Annotated in this window: 22 protein-coding genes; 4 read left to right on the top strand and 18 right to left on the bottom strand. The window is 58.5% G+C overall.

Features of this window, described 5'->3' with window-relative positions:
* Positions 1–88: 88 nt before the first annotated feature.
* The 5 genes from OCY70_RS13240 to OCY70_RS13220 form a co-directional block, all read right to left on the bottom strand.
* The gene (locus OCY70_RS13240; protein ID WP_213426838.1) at positions 89–829 is read right to left on the bottom strand and encodes a hypothetical protein; all 741 of its coding nucleotides are present in this window, start codon (positions 827–829) and stop codon (positions 89–91) included.
* 155 nt (positions 830–984) lie between these two features.
* The gene (locus OCY70_RS13235) at positions 985–2,925 is read right to left on the bottom strand and encodes an ABC transporter permease (protein ID WP_213426839.1); all 1,941 of its coding nucleotides are present in this window, start codon (positions 2,923–2,925) and stop codon (positions 985–987) included.
* Positions 2,897–3,676: an ABC transporter ATP-binding protein gene (locus OCY70_RS13230; RefSeq protein ID WP_213426840.1), complete on the bottom strand. Its 780-nt coding sequence runs from the start codon at positions 3,674–3,676 to the stop codon at positions 2,897–2,899. Before OCY70_RS13230 ends, OCY70_RS13235 begins: the two co-directional genes overlap by 29 nt.
* A gap of 245 nt (positions 3,677–3,921) precedes the next feature.
* Positions 3,922–4,977, bottom strand: coding sequence for a sensor histidine kinase (locus OCY70_RS13225; protein ID WP_213426841.1), 1,056 nt, complete (start codon positions 4,975–4,977; stop codon positions 3,922–3,924).
* Positions 4,974–5,684, bottom strand: coding sequence for a response regulator transcription factor (locus OCY70_RS13220; protein WP_213426842.1), 711 nt, complete (start codon positions 5,682–5,684; stop codon positions 4,974–4,976). The genes OCY70_RS13225 and OCY70_RS13220 overlap by 4 nt, the downstream gene beginning before the upstream one ends.
* Before the next feature lie 297 nt (positions 5,685–5,981).
* Here OCY70_RS13220 and OCY70_RS13215 point away from each other — a divergent pair, with 297 nt between their 5' ends.
* On the top strand, positions 5,982–7,034 hold the full coding sequence (locus OCY70_RS13215; protein ID WP_213426843.1) for a solute symporter family protein: 1,053 nt from the start codon (positions 5,982–5,984) through the stop codon (positions 7,032–7,034).
* Between the two features lie 98 nt (positions 7,035–7,132).
* Here the strand turns inward: OCY70_RS13215 and ric are convergent, their stop codons facing one another.
* The 4 genes from ric to OCY70_RS13195 form a co-directional block, all read right to left on the bottom strand.
* On the bottom strand, positions 7,133–7,819 hold the full coding sequence (gene ric / locus OCY70_RS13210) for an iron-sulfur cluster repair di-iron protein (protein ID WP_213426844.1): 687 nt from the start codon (positions 7,817–7,819) through the stop codon (positions 7,133–7,135).
* A gap of 129 nt (positions 7,820–7,948) precedes the next feature.
* Entirely contained in the window at positions 7,949–8,809 is an 861-nt protein-coding gene (locus OCY70_RS13205; protein WP_213426845.1) for a DegV family protein, read from the bottom strand.
* 211 nt (positions 8,810–9,020) lie between these two features.
* Positions 9,021–9,536: a cob(I)yrinic acid a,c-diamide adenosyltransferase gene (locus tag OCY70_RS13200; RefSeq protein WP_213426846.1), complete on the bottom strand. Its 516-nt coding sequence runs from the start codon at positions 9,534–9,536 to the stop codon at positions 9,021–9,023.
* 141 nt (positions 9,537–9,677) lie between these two features.
* Positions 9,678–10,052 (bottom strand): winged helix-turn-helix transcriptional regulator, encoded by a 375-nt coding sequence (locus OCY70_RS13195; protein ID WP_213426847.1) that lies wholly within the window; start codon positions 10,050–10,052, stop codon positions 9,678–9,680.
* A 196-nt stretch (positions 10,053–10,248) separates the two neighbouring features.
* Between OCY70_RS13195 and OCY70_RS13190 the strand changes: the two genes are divergently transcribed.
* Both OCY70_RS13190 and OCY70_RS13185 read left to right on the top strand, forming a co-directional pair.
* Complete coding sequence (locus tag OCY70_RS13190; RefSeq protein WP_261944896.1) at positions 10,249–11,208, top strand: CapA family protein; 960 nt, start codon at positions 10,249–10,251, stop codon at positions 11,206–11,208.
* A 57-nt stretch (positions 11,209–11,265) separates the two neighbouring features.
* Entirely contained in the window at positions 11,266–11,499 is a 234-nt protein-coding gene (locus OCY70_RS13185) for a hypothetical protein (protein ID WP_249724622.1), read from the top strand.
* 13 nt (positions 11,500–11,512) lie between these two features.
* Here OCY70_RS13185 and OCY70_RS13180 read toward each other — a convergent pair whose 3' ends face one another.
* On the bottom strand, positions 11,513–11,656 hold the full coding sequence (locus tag OCY70_RS13180) for a hypothetical protein (RefSeq protein WP_213426848.1): 144 nt from the start codon (positions 11,654–11,656) through the stop codon (positions 11,513–11,515).
* 209 nt (positions 11,657–11,865) lie between these two features.
* On the opposite strand from OCY70_RS13180, the gene OCY70_RS13175 reads away from it, so the two are divergent.
* A complete protein-coding gene (locus OCY70_RS13175; protein ID WP_249724623.1) occupies positions 11,866–13,002 on the top strand; it encodes a GNAT family N-acetyltransferase in 1,137 nt (378 codons plus the stop codon).
* Positions 13,003–13,018: 16 nt separating this feature from the next.
* On the opposite strand, the gene OCY70_RS13170 is transcribed toward OCY70_RS13175, so the two are convergent.
* The 8 genes from OCY70_RS13170 to OCY70_RS13135 all read right to left on the bottom strand — a co-directional run bounded on the left by OCY70_RS13170 (position 13,019) and on the right by OCY70_RS13135 (position 19,307).
* A complete protein-coding gene (locus tag OCY70_RS13170) occupies positions 13,019–13,816 on the bottom strand; it encodes a LutC/YkgG family protein (RefSeq protein ID WP_213426849.1) in 798 nt (265 codons plus the stop codon).
* Positions 13,816–15,288: a LutB/LldF family L-lactate oxidation iron-sulfur protein gene (locus OCY70_RS13165; RefSeq protein WP_249724626.1), complete on the bottom strand. Its 1,473-nt coding sequence runs from the start codon at positions 15,286–15,288 to the stop codon at positions 13,816–13,818. The genes OCY70_RS13170 and OCY70_RS13165 overlap by 1 nt, the downstream gene beginning before the upstream one ends.
* Positions 15,285–16,016, bottom strand: coding sequence for a (Fe-S)-binding protein (locus OCY70_RS13160; RefSeq protein WP_213426850.1), 732 nt, complete (start codon positions 16,014–16,016; stop codon positions 15,285–15,287). The genes OCY70_RS13165 and OCY70_RS13160 overlap by 4 nt, the downstream gene beginning before the upstream one ends.
* A gap of 105 nt (positions 16,017–16,121) precedes the next feature.
* On the bottom strand, positions 16,122–16,973 hold the full coding sequence (locus OCY70_RS13155) for a fumarylacetoacetate hydrolase family protein (protein ID WP_213426851.1): 852 nt from the start codon (positions 16,971–16,973) through the stop codon (positions 16,122–16,124).
* A gap of 81 nt (positions 16,974–17,054) precedes the next feature.
* Positions 17,055–17,828 carry an SDR family NAD(P)-dependent oxidoreductase gene (locus tag OCY70_RS13150; RefSeq protein ID WP_213426852.1) on the bottom strand — a complete coding sequence of 258 codons (774 nt, stop codon included), beginning with the start codon at positions 17,826–17,828 and terminating at the stop codon, positions 17,055–17,057.
* A 203-nt stretch (positions 17,829–18,031) separates the two neighbouring features.
* Entirely contained in the window at positions 18,032–18,418 is a 387-nt protein-coding gene (gene rbsD / locus OCY70_RS13145) for a D-ribose pyranase (protein WP_213426853.1), read from the bottom strand.
* A complete protein-coding gene (locus OCY70_RS13140) occupies positions 18,415–18,639 on the bottom strand; it encodes a hypothetical protein (protein WP_213426854.1) in 225 nt (74 codons plus the stop codon). The genes rbsD and OCY70_RS13140 overlap by 4 nt, the downstream gene beginning before the upstream one ends.
* The gene (locus tag OCY70_RS13135; RefSeq protein WP_213426855.1) at positions 18,636–19,307 is read right to left on the bottom strand and encodes a cyclase family protein; all 672 of its coding nucleotides are present in this window, start codon (positions 19,305–19,307) and stop codon (positions 18,636–18,638) included. Before OCY70_RS13135 ends, OCY70_RS13140 begins: the two co-directional genes overlap by 4 nt.
* Between the last annotated feature and the right edge of the window lie 6 nt (positions 19,308–19,313).

Below are 19,313 nucleotides of genomic sequence, written 5' to 3'. Positions count from 1 at the left end.
CCAGACACGTCCGGATAACGTCAACAAGCCCTTGCGCCGCAATCGTGCATTGCGTCGCAAGGGCTTGTCCCGTCTGTACCCCATTTATTTATGGTGTAATCTTGAGTTCGATCTCGTCATCAGGCTCCAGCTTCCGCTTGGCATCCTGACTGTAGTTCAGCTTCTTGTCATTCAGCTTCAAGGTGAGAACCGCCGTGGCCTCCGGTTCCTTCTCGCCGATGCGAAGGACATGCTTCTGGTCCTCGTCCAGACTGATCTGGGCTAAGTTCTGAACCAGCTCCTGGAGCGTCAATTCCTCCGTCCAACGGACAAGATAGGAATTCGTAATGTTCGGCGCGACCGTACCGCCGTCGATGCGAAGCGTAACGCCGGGAGCCGCCACATGGTTCGTGCGGACCCCCAGCTTCTTGATGAAGACGCCGACGACATCGTCAGGCTTCAGCTTCTTCTCCATCGCGAATGGCAGCACATATTCCTTCCCGTTCAGCAGCAGGCCCCATTCCATCTTCGGATCGAGAGCCACGTCGCCGACCGAGACGATGGTGGACTTGTCTTCCGATACTTTGACGGTTCCGGATTGCTTCAGCGCGTCGACAAGCTTCATGGATGGCTCATAGCTGACAACGATGCGCTCCGACAAAGTTGGAACGAATGTGCCTCCGTCAATCGAGACGATGACTTCCTTGCCGGGAGGCTGCGCGTCTTCTTGCTCTCCCCGGTGGGAAACGCTTGAAGCGCATGCTGAAGACACCAAAAAGAGAACGCCCAGCAGAAGCAATTCCAAGCCGAGCCAGCTGCCCCTCCTGAAGCTGACATGATGTTTCCCCATTGCCGTCAACTCACTTTCCCGCCTTCACGTTAACCGCATTCACTTGAGACACTCTGCCTCTATTATGCATGAAAGATGGCGAGAAAAAGTATCAATCCAGTAACAATAACAACGGGGTTATCCATCATTCGACACGGATGGAAGATCGCGTCAAGCTAGACGACGGCCTCCTCCAAAATCTTGTCCATATAAGCGCGCCGCGCCATCAAAAAATAGAGCGTCTGCATCAGAACGAACAGGCCGACCACGGTAACGCCGTAGCCCATCACATTGATATTCATCAGATTGGTCAAGGTCTTCATCGCGAACAGCGTATGGATGCTGCCGACGATGCATGGGGCGTAGAAGATGAGCCCCACCTGAAAGGTCACGACGCGGCGAATCTCCGCGACCGACAGACCGATGCGGGTCAGCGCCCGGAAATGCGCCTGGTCATCCTGCAGATCCGTGAACAGCTTGAAGTAGATGACGCTGCCGCTCGCGATGAAGAACAGCAGACTGATGAACAAGCCGATGAACAGTCCGAGCGAGGAGGATTGCCGGGTATCGTTCCAATCCTCGGTCCGGCTGTACATCTCGAATTCCGAAGCCGGATCCCGCATCTCCCGAATCCGTTCCATCAGGGGCATCGCATCCTCCCAATCGGTCCAGTTCATGACATACAACGTCTGCGCCTGATCCGCCGGCGCCTGCCGGTACACTCGTTCTAACAGGGCGTCAGGAACGACGAACAAACGGTAGCTGACGCTCCTCGTCAATACGATCTGGTTCTCATGCACCTCCTGAACCTCAAGCTGAAACGGCTTCGCTTGACCTTCGACCCGAACAGAAAGGCGCTCGCCTTCCCGCATATCCTCGGAGAAATCCGCATTAAGCAGCATATCGCGCTGATTGACCAGAATCCCTTTACCTTGCTCAATCCGGACAGGGTCATACCCCAGCTCTCCGGCAAGCCGATTATAGTCGGATTCCCCAACGAGTGCCCAATAATACTCCAGCCTGCCCTCCGTCACCTTCGCATCGACGACGCGGGCCTTGTCGGAGAAGGTGACGTGATGCTCCATTTGCTCCGCCAGCCGTTCGATGCGCTCCGGCGTGACCGGAGGGTGATCCGCCTTGCCCGCGGACATCGTCAATACGAACGGATTGTTGAGTCTGATTGAGATCCGCGTCCCTTGATCGAAGGCGTATACGGTAGCGGTGGCGGTAAGCACGACGGCGCAGAGTATCGACACGTTGAACAGCACGCGGGCATTATCCTTCATTTTGAAGGCCGCTTGCGAGACATTCAGGAGATGGGTGCCCCGGTAATAGAACCGCTTATTTTTCTGCAGCCCCCGAATGATCGCCACGCTGAGCTGCGTGAACAAAAAATACGTGCCGAGCACAGTCAGCCCGATAATCGGCATCGCCGACAGAACGAACAGTCTGAAATCGGTCACATAAGCCAGACCGTACCCGCTGCCGAGCGTTAGAACCGACAGGAACACGAGGAACCAGGAAAACTTGGGAGGCGACTTCGGCTCCTTGTCCGCCCGTATCAGATGGATAATCTCGACCCGGCTCACATGGCGCACCGAGAAGAGCGTAATGAAGGCGAACAGCAGAAGGTAGCCGATGGATGTCAGACCGATCGCGGATGGGCTTATATAGAAGCTCAGCGGCGCGTCCACCCGCAGCAGCCGGGACATCGCCATCAGGAACAGCTTCAGCAGCACCATGCCGCTTCCGATGCCTACACCAATTGCCATGATGGAGATGAGCATATTTTCGTAGAATACGAGCATGCGAAGCTGTCCTTTGGTCGAGCCGAACAGCGACAGCAGGCCAAGCTCTTTTTGCCGGGATTTCAGAAAAGCGGAGCTTGAGTACAGAATGAAAAAAAACGAGAACACCATGATGAGAACTTCGCATACAATCATCAGCTGCCGCACATAGTCGCTTTCCTGGATCTTGCCGTCCGCCACCTCCGGATGGTAAATGATCGACGCGTACACGAAAAAAATCATGACGGCAAAGACGCAGCTCAGAAAATAAGCGCTGTACCGATGCCAGCTGCCTTTAATATTATTGATAGCGAGCTGTCGGTACGTCATCGAATTGGCCCCCTAACAGACTGAGCGAGTCTAATATGTGCTGGAAGAACGTCTGCCGGTTCGAACCGCGGCGCAGCTCGGAAAAGATTTGTCCGTCCTTGATGAATAAAATCCGCTTGCAGTAGCTCGCTGCGAACGGATCATGCGTCACCATGAGAATGGTGCGGTTCTGGTTCTCATTCAGATCTTGAAGGGCGTTCATCACTTCCTTCGCCGCCTTCGAATCGAGATTCCCGGTCAATTCGTCCGCCAGCAGCAGAGAAGGCTGATGAATCACCGCACGCGCAATGGCTGTCCGCTGCTTCTGTCCCCCCGATACCTCGTATGTCCGCTTGTCCAGAATCGGCTCGATCCCCAGCCAGCGAATCGTATCGGCCAGCCGCTGCTCAATATCGCGCGCCGAGATTTGATCCAGCGCCAGCGGCAAGATAATATTCTCCTTAATGCTGAGCGTATCCAGCAGATTGAAATCCTGGAACACGAACCCGAGCTCCCGGCGGCGGAAATGGGCCAGCTTCTTGTTGCTCAGCTTCGTCGGCTCCGTTCCGTTAATCCAGAGCTTGCCGGAAGTCGGCTTATCTATCGTCGCGAGAATATTGAGCAGCGTCGTCTTCCCGCTCCCCGACGGGCCCATAATGCCCACGAATTCTCCCTCATCCACATGCAGATGAATGTCTTTCAGCGCCGTGTACGTCATTTTTCCCTTGGTGCCGTATACTTTCGATAACTGCTCCGCTCTTAGAACCTCCATATTTCTATCTCCTTTCCCATCATGCAGGCGAATCATCCGTTCGTTTCTTTTCTTCAGTATAACCGTTTTCGGGCGGGCCCGACATGGAAAAGCCTTTCGCAAGCTTACAAACTTGTCATCTAAGGCAGCCTAACCGCTGCCCGCCGAGCAGCGCGGCCAACGCAAACAACGCATGTATGGCAGCCGGCTGCCATGCACGCGTTGCAAGCGGTGATTGAAATTGGCGGGTGAATGTCCCGCCCGCCTCATATGCGATGGATGCCGTCGGAATGGAAGCCAAGCGTGAAGATCGTGCCCACATGCGGCTCCGATTCTACGCTGATCGTATGACCGAGCTTCCCGCACACCTGCTTGACCAGATACAGCCCCATCCCGGTGGCATCCCCTTCCCTTCGTCCATTCTCCCCGGTGAAGAAGGCATCGAAGATGCGCGGGATATCATGCGGCTCGATGCCGACACCCTCATCCTGCACCCGGAGCTGCACGGCGCCGTCCGTCTGCTGTACCGTGAACTGGATCGACTTGGCCCCTTCCTTATCCTTCATATATTTGATCGCGTTCGTGACCAGTTGGGTCAGAATGAACGCCAGCCACTTCTCATCGCTCTCGACCATCGTGTCGCCGGGCGTGACCTTCGGATAGATCTGATAACGAATGAGTGCTTTCTTATTCTGATTGATGACCTGCCGGATGACGTGCTGCAGCGACAATCCCGTCACATGCAGATCCAGGTCGAATTTCTCCATGCGGGCCGTATGCAGCATCATGTCGAGCCCGCGCGCGAGCCGATCCGTCTCTTCCGCGATGCTGCGCAGAAGCTGCTCCGTCTCCTCGAGCGACAGCGGCTGAGGCGCCTGCTGCGAGATAAGATGCAGCACCGATACCGGCGTCTTCATATGATGGACCCATTGGTTCGTAAAATGAAGATGCTGCTCGCGGTTCTTCTGCACGGTCAGCAGCTCGTCCATATAGGCGCTGTACTGGCGGCTGATTAAGCCGTGAACCCGCTCCTGCTCCTGCGTCTGCGGATGCTGAAGGCAGAGCGTGAAATCATTGCTGCTCGCATTCTCCTCCGCGTTCTTCATCTCGCGGAACCAGCGCCGCTGCCGCGAATAGTCATAGATTAACCCAAGGAGGATAACGGCTGCGCCCAGCACGAATACGTAAGTCAGGCTCCCGCTGTACACATAGCGCTGCCCGATCCCGAGATCCAGCCAGACGACAAGCAGAGCGACGAACAGAGCGGCGAAGCAGGCCAGCACCAGGAGCAGCCGATCCTTCACGAAGCGCCAAAAGGTCATGCCCAATCCCCGTCTTCCGTCCACGAGGGCTGCAAGCGGTATCCCTGTCCGCGCATCGTCTCGATCGCTTTATGAATGCCAATCTCCTCCAGCTTCTTGCGCACGCGGGTCACATTTACGGTCAACGTGTTGTCGTCCACGAAATCGACATCATCCCACAGCGTCTCCAGCAGCGTCTCCCGGGATACGATATGTCCGGCGCGTTCCATGAGCACAGCGAGCAGCAGCGCCTCGTTCTTCGTCAGATCGACGCGGTTCCCCTTCCATTCCAGCGTATTCCGGGAGCGGTGGAGGCTCAAGCCATGCACGACCAGCTCTTCGCCGCCGTTGTTGGAAGCATATTCTCCGTAGGTCCGGCGCAGGACGCCCTTCACCTTCGCCAGCAGCACATCAAGATGGAACGGCTTCGTGATGAAATCGTCGCCCCCGTTCTCGATGGCCATCACCTGATCCATCTCTCCGGTGCGCGCGGATACGAAAATAATCGGCGCATTGGTCACCATCCGGAACTGCCTGCACCAATAGAATCCGTCATAGGCCGGCAAATGAATATCGAGCAAAATCAAATCCGGATTTATCGCAAGCAGTTCTTCCTTCAACGCCTTGAAATCGGTGGCCCGCGTTACTTTATAATCATACTTCTCCAGCGAAGATTGCAGAATGGAAGCAATCTTGTCATCATCTTCAACAATCATAATCCGATACATGGTTATCATCCCCCGAGTCTGTCTATATACCAATGCTTAGCATATTTTTCATCATATCACAAACCGTCCGCCGGACAAACAGCCGGTTTTTTTACTTGATTTTGGAAAATATTTGACAATTTGGTGAACGGCTTATATATATAGAAAACAGTCATCGCGGCCATACCAACGAACCGCTATTTCGAAAGGGGTGTAAGCGTTTACTTTTCGGGTCCTATGTGTCCTCTACGCCCGCAGAGCGGCCAAATTCGATAAGCTGATGGCCGAAATCAATCAGGAATGGAGTGGGGAACGCGAATGAGCACAACGGCGTTCATTTTGTTCTTGGCCATCGTAATGCTGACCATGGTCATTACATATATAGCGGCGAAGAAGACGCGCAGCGCATCGGATTTCTACACGGCTGGCGGCGGCCTGAAGGGCTGGCAGAACGGGCTGGCCATCGCGGGGGACTATATGTCCGCGGCTTCGTTCCTCGGCATCGCCGGATCGATCGCTCTCGTCGGCTTCGACGGCTTCTTCTATTCGATCGGCTTCCTCGTCGCCTATCTCGTCGTCCTGTATCTTGTCGCGGAGCCTCTGCGCAATCTCGGCAAATTCACCTTGGCCGACATGATTGCCGCCCGCTTCAATAATATGAAAATCCGGGGCGTCGCCGCGCTGAACACGGTGACGATCTCCACCTTCTACATGATCGCCCAGCTCGTCGGGGCCGGCGCGCTCATCAAGCTGCTGCTCGGCATGGATTATATATGGGCCGTCCTCATCGTCGGCTGCCTTATGACGCTGTATGTCGCATTCGGCGGCATTCATGCCACCTCATGGGTGCAGATCATCAAGTTCGCCCTGATCTCGGCTGTCGCGTTCGCGACCATTCTCGCTGTCGTCACCGGCCTCGTCCTCTCGGCCGCCTCCGCCTTCGCGCATGATTTCTACAACCATATCCTGCGCAAGGGCAAAGCCAATGAACGCGAGCAGATGAAGGCCGCCCGCTACGCCTCCATCGGCGTAGCGGTGCTCTCGATCGCCCTGGCGCTCCTCGCCTCGAAGCTGAATGTCGCCTTCCTCGTCGGCCTTGCCTTCGCTGTCGCGGCCAGCGCGAACCTTCCGGTCATTCTGTTCACGATTCTCTGGTGCCGCTTCAATACGGCGGGGGCCATCAGCGGCATGCTGACCGGATTGCTGTCGGCGATTGCGCTCGTCGCCGTCTCCCCAAGCATCTGGGATCCGGCCGGCAAGGCGATCTTCATCGGCGCCTGGATCGGAACGATCGTGTCATCCCGCAGTAAGGATGCGGATGCGAAGTTCGATGAGGTCCTGGTCAAAGCCAATACCGGCATTCATATGTAGCCAGCCCGGCCGCGCGGCCGCTCCACGCGAAGCAGCCCCCGGCGTCATCGATAGACGCGGTGGCTGTCCTCTGTCCTGTGTCCATTATTCGATATCTGTTAACCGGCAATGCGCGGGAACAGCACATTATTTTCCAAATGCACATGTTCAAAGGTCATCGACTCCAGCTCCTCCAGCCGCGCATAGGCGACGCGGTAGGTCGTGCAGGCGCCTTCTGGCGGCGTGAAATCCGATGTCGCCTCCCGCAGCTTCTTGAGCAGCGCCCCGGCTCCGTCATGCTCCTCGGCCAGTTCCGCTACGACGGCCCGCGCTTCCGCCGCCGTCCCTTCCGGATCGTCCTCATACCGAAGGATGAGCGGGAAATGAGACTCTTCTTCCTTCGCGATATGCGCCTCCAGCTCGGCCTTCAGCTGCATGAACGTCTCATGCACCTTGGCCAGATGGGGTTGATCTCCGCCATGCACGTGATAGACGCGCGCCACATTCGCCGTGATGGCCGGCAGCTGCTCGCGCAAGTACCGATGATGCTTGTTCACGATATATTCAATCAGCGAGCGCGAAGACATGAACTTCCAGTCGACGCCCGTTCCCGCCGCAGGAGCCGCTTCTTGCATCCGCTTCAACTCGCTGATAACCTCTTCTGCCGCATATCCCCGTTCCGCGGCGGCTTCGCGTATCGGCCGGTTGCCCCCGCAGCAGAAATCGATTTTCAACCGTTTAAATAAATCGCTCGCCGCCGGATAGCTCAACACGGCATCGCGTACCGTCATCTCCTCCGTAAACATGTGACACCTCTCCCTTCCTCGTCCAGCGCTTCGGTACGGCTTCATCGCCGCCAAGCTTGCGCTGTAACCCGATCATACGCCCGGGATAGGAACAGGAGAGTGATTGCGATCACCGGAAAATAGACAAATCTACGACAGTGCGGGCGCTTCCTGATAAGAAATGAGGACGCCGCCCTCCCCGGCGTAGGTTCCGATTACCGGCCCCATATTGACGAACAGCACCTGATCGAACGGATACTTGTCCAGCAAATCGCGGAGAAACGCTTTGGCGCGCTCCTCGCAGTTGGAATGAGCGAGCGCAATCCAGTTCTTGTCGACCTGATGCCACGCGTCGCCCACCTTGTCGATCAGCCGCCGCAGCGTCTTCTGGGTGCCGCGGATTTTTTCCAGCACTTCAATCGAGCCTTCTTCGCTTGCTTCCATGAGCAGCTTAATATTCAGCATCGAGGCGACCGTCCCCTTAATCCGGCTCAACCGGCCGCCGCGGATGACATTTTCCAGCGTATCCAATGTAAAATAAGTCCGTGTATGCTTAATAAAATGAACCATCTTCGCCATCAGGTCCTGCAGCTCTTCCCCCGCCCGGGCCAATTGGGCCGCCCGCACGGCCAGCAATCCAAGCCCCATCGACGCCGTCTTCGTATCCAGCACCTCGATCCGGTTCGGATGCCCTTCTTCCTCATACATCGTCTTGGCCATCAGCGCGTGATTGTAGGTGCTGCTCAGCTGAGAGGTCAGCGACAACACGAGAATGTCCTTCTCGGTTCCAAGCGATCGATACATATGATAAAAGTCGGCAGGCGAAGGACTCGCTGTATTCGGCAGCTCGTGCTCCTCCCGCATCCGTTCATAGAAAGAATCCGTATTCATATCGGATGTCAATACATCTTGCCCGAATCGAACGTACAGCGGAACGACGTGGATGCCGTATTGCTCTGCCAGCTCCGGCGTCAGGTCCGAGCTTCCGTCCGTGATGATGTGAATGGTCATGTCAGTCTCCTGTCTCATAGTGAAATGTGATTGTTAATCTTCTTAAATTTACCCCTGTCATTCCGCTTAATTATAAGGGCTGCAGGAAAGGTTGACAACGGTCAAAAGGGGCGCCGCCCCCCAGCGTCCCTTCCGGCATAAAAAAACGGGCACAGAACTCCTCCGGAGCCGCGCCCGCCGTGCCGCCCGGCGAGGGCGTTCGCCCGCAAGCCTACCGCTTGCCCCGCTTCCCGCTCACGCGGTCCGCAAGCCACCATAAGTACGTTGATAACCGATTGATATATTGCAATACGACCTTCGAGGCGATCTCATCACGCATCAAGGTGACGATTCGCCGTTCCGCCCGCCGGCATACGCCGCGGCACATCATCAGCTTGGCAGACAGGGGGTTATCCGGGTAGCCGGCTTGAAGCGGCTGCGCCGGGGAATGCTCCTCCATGCGCCGTTCCAGCTGTTCGACCGCCTCCGGCGCAAGCCGGTAGGGCCGGAATTCCGGAGAGACGACGGCCAGATCATGGCTGCAATCGAACAGATATTGCTGGATGCCCGTCAATTCGGCCGCAAGCCCGGCTTCCCCGTCGATCTCCGCCTGGCGGATAGCCGAGCTCATGAAGGTGTTCAATTCGTCGACCGTTCCGTAAGCTTCCACCCGCGCATGATCCTTATCGACCCGCCCGCGAATGACACTCGTCTTGCCGCCGTCTCCCATCCTTGTGTAAATACCCAATCATCATTCTCCTTTGCGTGATAAACCGTTAGTCGTTGCTTCATTCATTGCGAAATACGATGCCTTGGGCATGATGGCCATAACGCGCCTCCGGCAGCGCCCGATCTTCCGAACATTGCGAGAAACGCCGCTTCGACCCTGTCAGGAATCGTCCGAATCGGAATCCGCGGATTCATCCGGCTGTTCACAATCCGCCGGCTCGCTCACCCATGTCTCCGCCCAATGTTGGATGGCTTCCATGACCGGCTGCAGCGCCAGCCCCTTGTCGGTCAGCTCGTACTCAATGCGCACCGGCGTCTCCGGATAGACATTGCGCACGACAATGCCGGCTGCCTCCAAATCTTTCATTCGCTCGCTTAGCATCTTGTCGCTCATTGTTGGAATGAGCGCGGAAATATCTTTGAACCGCTTCGGTCCGCTGAGCAGGACCTGAATGAGAAGCCCGTTCCAGCGCTTCCCCAATATACAGAACGCGGATTCAAAACGGGGACACATCCCCAAATGATGGGATTCCATATCATCATCCCTCCTTCATAGCTTACAAAATGTAAGCAAGTTTATTTTACCATAGCGTTTTCAAAAAGAAAATGGGGAAGACTCAAGTTAAATAACAAAATTTATAGTATATTGCAAATATTTTGAAACTTATTTCCTGATGTTAACGAATATAATGAAAGCGGTGAAATTGACCTTTATACATAGGAGGTGCCCATTGAGCACAATTCGGGAATCACGCCGCGAGCGCCATCGGCGGCTGAAGCAGCGCCGCAGGCGAAAATGGACAGCGGCGCTCGCGATAGTTGCCGCCGCCCTGCTGTTCTCCGCCGGCATCCTCCTCCATGCGATGGACGGACCGCGGCAGGACCGCGGAGAGCAGGCGGCAGCCGCTCCGTACGGGCCCCCGCCAATACAGGGCAAGGCTCGCGGGAACGGCGCGATGGGGCCGCTTCCCCCGGTTAACGGGCCCACAGACGGGGCCAACGCCGCGGCAGACGGGCCGATTCGGCTCGTGTTTGCGGGCGACGCGCTCATGGACTGGTCGGTCAAGGAGACGATTCGGAAGAAAGGCCCGGACTATCCGTTCTTGCATGTGGCCGAGGAGATTCAGGAAGCCGACTTCGCTGTCGTCAACCTGGAGACCGCCGTCACCTTCCATGACCAGAAAGATACGAACCAGCTGTTCAATTTCAAATCCGACCCGATCTCGCTGGAAGGATTGAAGAATGCCGGCTTCGATCTCGTCTCGATCGCCAACAATCATACGATCGACTTCAAGCAGAAAGGCTTTCTCGATACGATCGCCAATCTGGAGCATTACGAGCTGCCCTATATGGGAGGCGGCAAAAACCGCGAAGAGGCGTATCGCGCCCATGAAGTGACTATCAAGGGAAAGCGCATCAAGTTCCTCGCCTTCTCCCGCTTCATTCCACAGACATACTGGTTCGCCGCGGATGACCGGCCGGGCATCGCGGAGGCGTACAACAAATCGAGCGTGCTGCCCGTCATTCGCCAGGAGAGCCGGGATTGCGATTATTTATTCGTCTATATGCATTGGGGCGTCGAGAAGAAAAACAAGCCCGAGCCTTGGCAGCGCGCCTATGCCCGCGAGATGATTGACGCCGGGGCCGACGGCATCGTCGGCAGCCATGTGCATGTGCTGCAAGGCTTCTAATGGCACAATGGCAAGCCGATTGCCTATTCGATAGGCAACTTTCTCTTTCCGGATTACGTGAAGGGGAAAAATGCGGATACGGGCCTGCTCACGCTGACGATCGACGACGGCGAGATTCGAATGTCCTTCCGTCCGTATCAAATCTACCGGGATCAGATCATCAAGAAGGATGATGCCTACGTGAAACGGCAATTGACGTATTTGGAGTCCATCTCCTATGACGTGGCCATTGGCGCCGGCCAGGCGATCGAGGCGGTAAAGGCGAAGCCTCCGGCTTCAGACAAGCATTAAGCAGTCTTCCGGATTACGAAAAAAAGAGCGGAGCATGTGGCGCGGGCGCATGCTCCGCTTTTTTGCTCTCACGGCCGGAGCCGTCCGATGCGAAGTCCGGCGGATTGGCCGCAGGCCGGACCGCCGTTCGCTTGTACTCGCCAAGCCCCTTCGGCATTACCGGCCATATCCAGCCTGCGCAAGCTTCCACGGCGATGCGCGGCGAAGGGGATTTATGTCTTTTTTATGTCCAATCTGCCATCAAGTAGGTATCTTGCCTCCCTCATCGAAATAAAGTAAGAGCCAGAGGCAAAAAACGGATCCATTCCGTCATGCCATTCCCGCCTCCGGAATTGACTAACCCGCAACCCGATAAGGAGGAGTACCATGGAACAAATACGAATGCTGCAGCCGCTCGATTACGAGCAGGCGGTGCAATTGTCGGACAAGGTGTTCCGGAACAGCCGGCAAATCTCAATGGAACACGGCTTCCCATACTTGTTCTCGCCCGTCTATGCCCATTCTTACGGCGTATTTCAAGACGATAAGCTTATCGCGCATATGGGGCTCCTGCCTGCCAAGCTGCGCATCGGCACAGCCCGCCTGCCCGTGTTCTCGCTCGGTTCCGTCTGCACCGAGCCGGAAGCCCGGGGCAGCGGAGTCGCGACCGAGCTGCTGCACCGCGTCATGCGCCATGTCGACGATATGGGAGCGGCGCTGCTCTTCATCTCGGGCGGCCGTTCCCTTTACCGCCGGAACCGCTGTTATTCGTTCGGCCGCGTGACAGCGTATACATTTACGGCCGAGGCGAGCCGGGACGCCGCTCTGCCGAAGGCGGAAGAGGCGGCGAACGATGCCCGCCTTCGCGAGCTCTCCAGCTTCGACTGCTTCGCCTTCCACGATCTGACGCTGCGGCATACGGCTGCCTTCGACATGAGCGTCTGGGATCTGGCCGGCCTGAAGGATGCCGCCGCCTACGCCTCGTGCCGGGAGATGAAGCCGAAGCTGTACGGGCTGGAACGCGGCGGGGCGCTAACGGCGTATGCTTACGTGCTGAAGCCCAAGCCTTCCCAGACCGATCGGCAGCCGATCGTGCTCGAATACGGCGGAGCCGACGCTCCGCAGCTCGTGCGTCTGCTGCAGGGCATGCCGGCCTATGAGCGGCTGGAGGTGATCGTTCCTTGGCAGGACGATGCCATGCGCCGCGAGCTGTCCGCCTGCCCGGCCCATGTCCGCCACAATGACGGCACGGTATATGTTCCCTCCATGGCGCGGCTCATCCGTCTGCTTCGGGACTGGTGGCAGTCGACCGGATCGCCTGCCGCCCGCATCGAAGCGGATGATCTAGGAGACGGCCAGGTCCGCCTTCGCTACCCGGACGCGGAAGCAGCCGTATTGTCCGAGGAAGAGACAATACGGCTGCTGTTCGAGCCCGAGGCGGACATTCCGCTGCCGGAATCATGGCCGCGCGATCTCCGCATGACGGTTCCGCTGCCGCCGCTGACCGGCTTATACTATATCTAAATCCGCACCGGCGCCGCTACGTGCCGGAAGATGTCACAATGACGACACCCACCACGCCCGGGCCGTGAACGCCGATCGTGAGATCATTCTCGATATCGGCGCTGCGGCTCGGCCCCGTAATCAGATTCAGCGAGGCCGGCAGGCCGCCTTCCCGGTTCGCCATCCCGTTCACCCGCTCGAATGCCTCGCCCATCCGGGCCACGATCCGCTCGGCCGGGAGTATGGCGAGGAGCATGCCCGGCAGCAGGCTGACCGAGCGGCCTTGGCGCCCGGCGGACCATACCGCCAGCGTGCCGGTGTTGGCGATCGCGGCCGCGGGAGCGACGATGCCAAGCTGGCACCGCTCGGCGGCGCGCAGCAGCGGGTTTCGCGCCTGCCACTTCGCTCCGGCGAGCGCTCCCGCTTCGCCGGGCCCGGAGAGGCCCAATCGCTCCAGCTCGGCTTCATTGTCCCGATCGTCCGCCCACGGAACCCCGCTCAGGCCCTGCTCCTGCAGCACCCGCGGCACGCCGTACCCGCGCAGCTCCTCCGTATCGGCATAGAGCACGCGCTCCAGCGGGCCGCGATGACGGAAGCGGGCAATCATCTCTTCGATGCCCGCCGCCGCTTCCTCCTGCGGCACGATGACCGCTTCCCCGGTGAGCGCCGTCCAGTTGCTGACGAACAGCTTCAGGCGCTCATCGGCGTTCAGTCTCTCCATCCGTTCCCGATATTCTCCCGGCACGCCCCGGTACAGATGGGCCGGCGCTTCCGTCAACGGTCCGGAACGGCCGAGCCGGGACGCAATCGCGGCGAGAAACGCATGACGCTCCATTACGAATCCCTCCCTTGTTCGCGGTCCGTCCGCGCCAACTCCGCCTGCAGCTCATCCCACCGGTCGCGGAACGACTGCTTCGGTATCGCCGGGAACGTCCGCGAAGCGGTCCAGCCGCCGAGCGGGCCCGGTCCTTTGCGGATCACCCCGCCCCGCACGAGCGGCTTCTGGCCGTAATAAGCGGCTTTGCCCGCCATCCGGTACCATTTCACCTGGCTGAACACCTTGCCGAACACCCGGAACCCGAGCCGCTCGGCCTGCGGCGTATAGCCTTCCTTTACTTTGCGGGCGCGCAGATGCACGAGCATGTCATGGAGCGGAATTTTGACCGGGCAGGCTTCATAGCATGCCCCGCATAGCGATGACGCGTAGGGGAGCGTCCCCGCCTCCTTCATATCCTGCTGCAGCAGCGGAGTGAGCACCGCCCCGATCGGCCCGCTGTAGACCGAGCCGTACGTATGGCCGCCCACATGCCGGTAGACCGGACATACGTTCAGGCAAGCCGCGCACCGGATGCAGTGCAGCACCTGCTGGAACTGCGGATCGCCAAGCTGCGCCGAACGCCCGTTGTCGAGAATAAGGATGTGCAGCTCCTCCGGGCCGTCCAGATCGCCCCGCTGCCTTGGTCCGGTGATGAACGACGTATAGGTCGTCAGCTTTTGCCCGGTCGCGCTGCGGGCGAGCAGGTTCAGCATCACCTCGACGTCGTCGAAGGTCGGGACGAGCCGCTCCATCCCCATGACGACGACATGCGTCTTCGGCAAGGTCGTCACCATGCGCCCATTGCCTTCGTTCGAGACGATCGTCACCGTGCCGGACTCGGCGATGCCGAAGTTGCAGCCCGACAGTCCCATATCCGCTTCCAGGAAAAATTGGCGCAGCTTCCGCTTGGCGAACGCGGCCAGCTCCTTCGTCTCCGGCGGAAGCGGCTTGCCGGCCTCCTTCGTGAACAGCTCGGCAATCTGCGACTTGTTCTTATGGATGGCCGGGATGATCAGATGGGACGGCGTCTCCTTCGCCAACTGCAAAATATATTCGCCCAGGTCGGTCTCGATCGCGTCGATGCCCTGTTCGCGCAGCCGCTCGTTCAGATGCATCTCTTCCGACACCATCGACTTGCCCTTCGCAACCAGCTTCGCCTGCTTCTCCTTCGCGATCGCCAGGAAGACCTGCACCGCTTCATCGCCCGTCGCGCAGAAATGAACCCGCGCGCCGCGCCGTTCCGCCTTCTCCGCGAATTGGCCCAAATAATAGTCCAAATGCTCGATCGTATGCTGCCGAATCGCCTGACCGCGGGTGCGCCACGTTTCCCAGTCGCCGAATTCTTCGGCAGCGCTCAAGCGGCCGGTGCGGAGCTTGTTCGTCGTGAACGCCACGGCCTGACGCAGGAACGCGTCCTGAAGCACCGCCTTCGTCCGCTGCTTCAGGCCGCTGCCGATGCCGTTTTGGGCGGAGGATGTCTCTGTGCTCATGCCCGCTTCACTCCTTCCTCCAGCAGTTGGGCCAGATGCATGACGCGAATCGGCTTGCCAGCCTGATTGAGCCGGCCGCCTATGTTCATCAGGCAGCCCATATCCGTCCCGATCAGAATCTCCGCTTGCGTCGATACGACATGCTCCGCCTTCTCCGTGACCATCGCGCCGGACATCTCCGGCATCTTCACGGCGAACGTGCCGCCGAAGCCGCAGCAGTCCTCCTGATGCGGCAGATCGACGAGCTTCAGCCCCTTCACATGGCGCAGCAGCGTCATCGGTTCGTCGCCGATGCCGAGCAGCCGCATGCCGTGGCAGGACGGATGGTAGGTCGCCGTCCCTTCGTAGGCGGCCCCGACATCAGTGCGCCGCAGCACCTTCACGATGAATTGGGACAGCTCATAGGTGCGCTGCGCCGCGCGCTCCGCCCGGGCCTGCCATGCCGGCTCCTCCCGGAACAAATCCCCGTAATAATGGCACGCCATGCCGGCGCAGGAGCCGGACGGCGTCACAATGTAGTCGCTGTGCTCGAACGCCCGCAGCCACTGCCGCGCGACCTCCCGCGCGTCGTCATGATAGCCGCTGTTGAACGCCGGCTGCCCGCAGCACGTCTGGAGCCGGGGGAAGTCAACGTCGCAGCCGAGACGGTGCAGCAGCCGGACCGTGCTCTCCGCCACGTCGGGAAAGCAAGTATCCGCCAGACAAGTGACAAATAAAGATACGCGCATCGAAGTCCCTTCTTTCTTCTCGGATCGAATCATCAACTCAATTATCCGCTTCCCGCCTGCCTAAAAAACGCTTGAAGAAGCGGCCCCCTTCAAGCGCCGTCGAATCTACCGTTCGGCCACCATCCGGTTCGTCAAAGCGCCGAGCTTCTCGATTTCAATCGTGACCAGATCGCCATCCTTCAAGTAGACGCGCTCGGCTTCCGGCAGACCGAACACGACCCCTTCCGGCGTGCCCGTCAAAATGAGATCGCCCGGAAGCAGCGTCATATGGCGCGATATATAGCTGATGATCTGCTTGCAGTTGAAGATCATGTCCGCCGTATTCGAATGCTGGCGCGTCTCCCCATTGACGATGCATCGGATATCGAGCTGGTTCGGATCGCCCACCTCATCGGCCGTAACGAGATACGGCCCGAGCGGACTGAAGCCGTCGCAGGACTTGCCAAGCATCCATTGATGCGTGCGCATCTGCAGATCGCGGGCCGACAGGTCGTTCACGTTGCAGTAGCCGAACACATAGTCGAGCGCTTCCTCCTCCGTTACATCCTTGGCAGGCTTGCCGATGACGATGACCAGCTCGGCCTCGTAGTCCACCGCTTGGCTGACCCGCGGCAGCACGACATCATGGCCGTGGCCGGCCAGCGTATTGTTGAATTTGTTGAACAGAATCGGAACTTCCGGAATCGGAGCATTCGTCTCCTCCGCATGCTTCCGATAGTTCAGTCCGACACAGATGATCTTTTGCGGGTCCGTGACGCAAGGCCCGTAGGCCAGTTCCTTCTCATCGAGTACATCGTCCGAGCCGGCGGCGTAAGCCTCGATCTCCCGCAGGACGTCCCGGCCGCCCGAGATCACCTCGCTGATTGTATATTTGCCGCCGATGTCGACGATGCCCCGATCCGTCTTGACGCCCGCGCGCAGCCGTTGATCGTGATCATAGAACGTGATAAATTTCACCGTAATTTCCTCCCTTACTGGATATAATGGGCACTAGACAGGCAGAGTCCGGTGGTGCCGGGTCCGCGTTCTTGCCGCGGATTATGCATTTTTGCCGAAGACGACGCCGCCGTCCACGTACAACGGGGAGCCCATAATGAATTTGGCTTCGTCCGAAGCCAGGAACAGCGCCGCTTCCGCCACATCCTCAGGCAGGCCGAGTTCGCCGCTCAACTGCCGTGTCTTGATGGAAGCAATTGCCTGCTCCGGATCATCATATGAATTGCGCAGATACTGCTCGACGAACGGGGTGTAGATCGTTCCCGGCAAAAGCGCATTCACCCGAATGTTGTACGGGGCGTAGTCCACCTGCATCGATTTGGTCAAGGACAGCACCGCGCCCTTCGTTGCCGCGTAGGACGCGCGGTTCGCCAACCCCATCTCGGCGATGCAAGAGGACATGTTGATAATCGTGCCGCTCTGCTGCTCGATCATGTAAGGAATGACAAATTTGCTCGGGAGGAAGACGCCGCGAATATTCACCGCAATCACGCGATCCCATGCCTCGGGTTCGATCTCATGCAGCCTTCCTACGCCGCTGACCCCCGCATTGTTGAACAGAACGTCAATGCGCCCATACTGCCGCATCACCGTGTCGGCCAAGGCCTGAGCTTGCTCCGGTACGGTGACGTCCACCTGCACGAACGAAGCGGCTCCGCCCCGTTCCGTGATCAGCTTCACGGTCTCCTGGCCTGCATCCGGCTGAATGTCGGCTACGATAACCACCGCTCCTTCGCTCGCGAAGCGCAGCGCCGAGCTGCGGCCGATGCCGGAGCCCGCGCCTGTAATGATGCATACTTTCCCTTGTAAACGCATGCCGTTGACCCCTTCCCTCAATCTCCCTTGTCACTCATTGCATTTTCATAAAAGTTCATAAAAGAAGCGTTCTTGATGGAACCTTTACAACGAATGCCGGCGCAAGCTGTACATACAAGGGAACAGGCCTGGGACGGCCCGCTCCCTCATCCTGCGTTGCAGCTGCAGAGGCCGGCGCAAAATCGGCCTCTTCGTCACGCCAATCATCCGGATACGATAATCAGATTCGCATACGGGGTCGTGTCCCCCGTCCGGATGACCGCTCTCGACTCCCTGCACAGCTGCTTGAACCGGACATGCGGCAGCACCTTCCATCGCACATCCGGCATCAATTCCTTCAGCAGGGCGACCCGCTCCGGACTGAAGGCTTGCATTTCCTCGGTAATGATAAGGCAATCGATCACGAATTCGCCGGCAATGGCCCGCAGCGCGTCCGTGACGCCCGGGAGATCATCGGTCAATGCCAGATCGACCCGCTCCACCCCGAGCGGCACCGGGAATCCCCGATCGCAGATCGTCAGCATATCGGTATGACCCGTCTCGGCCAGGATGCGGTTCAGTTGGGGGTGAAGCACTCCGCCTTTTTTCATGCCTCTTCCCCCTCCCGGCTGTGGGCTTCCGCCATCCGAGCCACTTCTTCGCGTTGGTCCAGCGTAATGAGCTCCCGGAACGTCGGGCCGGGCCGCTTAAGGTACATCTGCTCGATGCCGTCGACTACCGTCACCGCAACCAGCTCCCAGCCGGATTGGCCCAGCTCGTTCAAGGCGGCCGCATCATGCTCGATTCGATACTCCCACGTGACGAGACTCATGAGCGAGCCTCCCACTGGATCGCGACGATCCGGGCAGGCGCTCCGCTCGAATCCCGTATTTTGAGCGGCATCGCCATCACATGCCAGTCGCCCTCCCGCAGCGCGGGATCGTCGAGCTGCAGCCCTTCGGCAACCCACATATCCGCGCCGAGCACGATACGGTGCGTCTCTTCGTTCTCTTTGCCCGTGCCGCCGATGCTGAAATGATCGATGCCGACCGCCTTCACGCCGCACTCGGCCAAGTAACGGGCGCCCTCATTGGACAGATACGGAGATTCATAGATCCATTCCCTGGTCCAGCCCCGCTTCTCGCCCCAGCCGGTATATAGCAGCACGATCGCATCGCTGTTCAACTGTGCGGCGTACGGCTCCAGATCCGATCGTCCAATCGGGTAACCCTTGCCCCGATCCTGAAGCGGGATGAAGACCATCCGCCCTTGAAATGCATCTACCGGGAATTGATCCAAGGTCTTGCTATACTCGCCCAAATGGGCCGGCGCATCCATATGCGTGCCGGTATGCAGGTTCATCGTCACCTGCTCCAGCTTCCAGCCGTCGCGCGGCCCGACGCAGATATAATCCATTTTGGGCGGCTCAAAATCCGGCAGCACCGGGCACAAATGGTATAGCTCCTGCGAGAGATCCACCATCCGGGTAATGTTCAGCATCCGCCT

This window comes from Paenibacillus melissococcoides (assembly GCA_944800085.1).
GTDB classification, from domain to species: Bacteria; Bacillota; Bacilli; order Paenibacillales; family Paenibacillaceae; genus Paenibacillus_B; species Paenibacillus_B melissococcoides.
This window is presented reverse-complemented; position numbering and strand designations above follow the sequence as displayed.

Coding starts and splice junctions, on each gene's coding strand:
- OCY70_RS13240 (WP_213426838.1), bottom strand. CDS start 829: ATGGGGAAACATCATGTCAGCTTCAGGAGGGGCAGCTGGCTCGGCTTG.
- OCY70_RS13235 (WP_213426839.1), bottom strand. CDS start 2,925: ATGACGTACCGACAGCTCGCTATCAATAATATTAAAGGCAGCTGGCAT.
- OCY70_RS13230 (WP_213426840.1), bottom strand. CDS start 3,676: ATGGAGGTTCTAAGAGCGGAGCAGTTATCGAAAGTATACGGCACCAAG.
- OCY70_RS13225 (WP_213426841.1), bottom strand. CDS start 4,977: ATGACCTTTTGGCGCTTCGTGAAGGATCGGCTGCTCCTGGTGCTGGCC.
- OCY70_RS13220 (WP_213426842.1), bottom strand. CDS start 5,684: ATGTATCGGATTATGATTGTTGAAGATGATGACAAGATTGCTTCCATT.
- OCY70_RS13215 (WP_213426843.1), top strand. CDS start 5,982: ATGAGCACAACGGCGTTCATTTTGTTCTTGGCCATCGTAATGCTGACC.
- ric (WP_213426844.1), bottom strand. CDS start 7,819: ATGTTTACGGAGGAGATGACGGTACGCGATGCCGTGTTGAGCTATCCG.
- OCY70_RS13205 (WP_213426845.1), bottom strand. CDS start 8,809: ATGACCATTCACATCATCACGGACGGAAGCTCGGACCTGACGCCGGAG.
- OCY70_RS13195 (WP_213426847.1), bottom strand. CDS start 10,052: ATGGAATCCCATCATTTGGGGATGTGTCCCCGTTTTGAATCCGCGTTC.
- OCY70_RS13180 (WP_213426848.1), bottom strand. CDS start 11,656: ATGCCGAAGGGGCTTGGCGAGTACAAGCGAACGGCGGTCCGGCCTGCG.
- OCY70_RS13175 (WP_249724623.1), top strand. CDS start 11,866: ATGGAACAAATACGAATGCTGCAGCCGCTCGATTACGAGCAGGCGGTG.
- OCY70_RS13170 (WP_213426849.1), bottom strand. CDS start 13,816: ATGGAGCGTCATGCGTTTCTCGCCGCGATTGCGTCCCGGCTCGGCCGT.
- OCY70_RS13165 (WP_249724626.1), bottom strand. CDS start 15,288: ATGAGCACAGAGACATCCTCCGCCCAAAACGGCATCGGCAGCGGCCTG.
- OCY70_RS13160 (WP_213426850.1), bottom strand. CDS start 16,016: ATGCGCGTATCTTTATTTGTCACTTGTCTGGCGGATACTTGCTTTCCC.
- OCY70_RS13150 (WP_213426852.1), bottom strand. CDS start 17,828: ATGCGTTTACAAGGGAAAGTATGCATCATTACAGGCGCGGGCTCCGGC.
- rbsD (WP_213426853.1), bottom strand. CDS start 18,418: ATGAAAAAAGGCGGAGTGCTTCACCCCCAACTGAACCGCATCCTGGCC.
- OCY70_RS13140 (WP_213426854.1), bottom strand. CDS start 18,639: ATGAGTCTCGTCACGTGGGAGTATCGAATCGAGCATGATGCGGCCGCC.
- OCY70_RS13135 (WP_213426855.1), bottom strand. CDS start 19,307: ATGCTGAACATTACCCGGATGGTGGATCTCTCGCAGGAGCTATACCAT.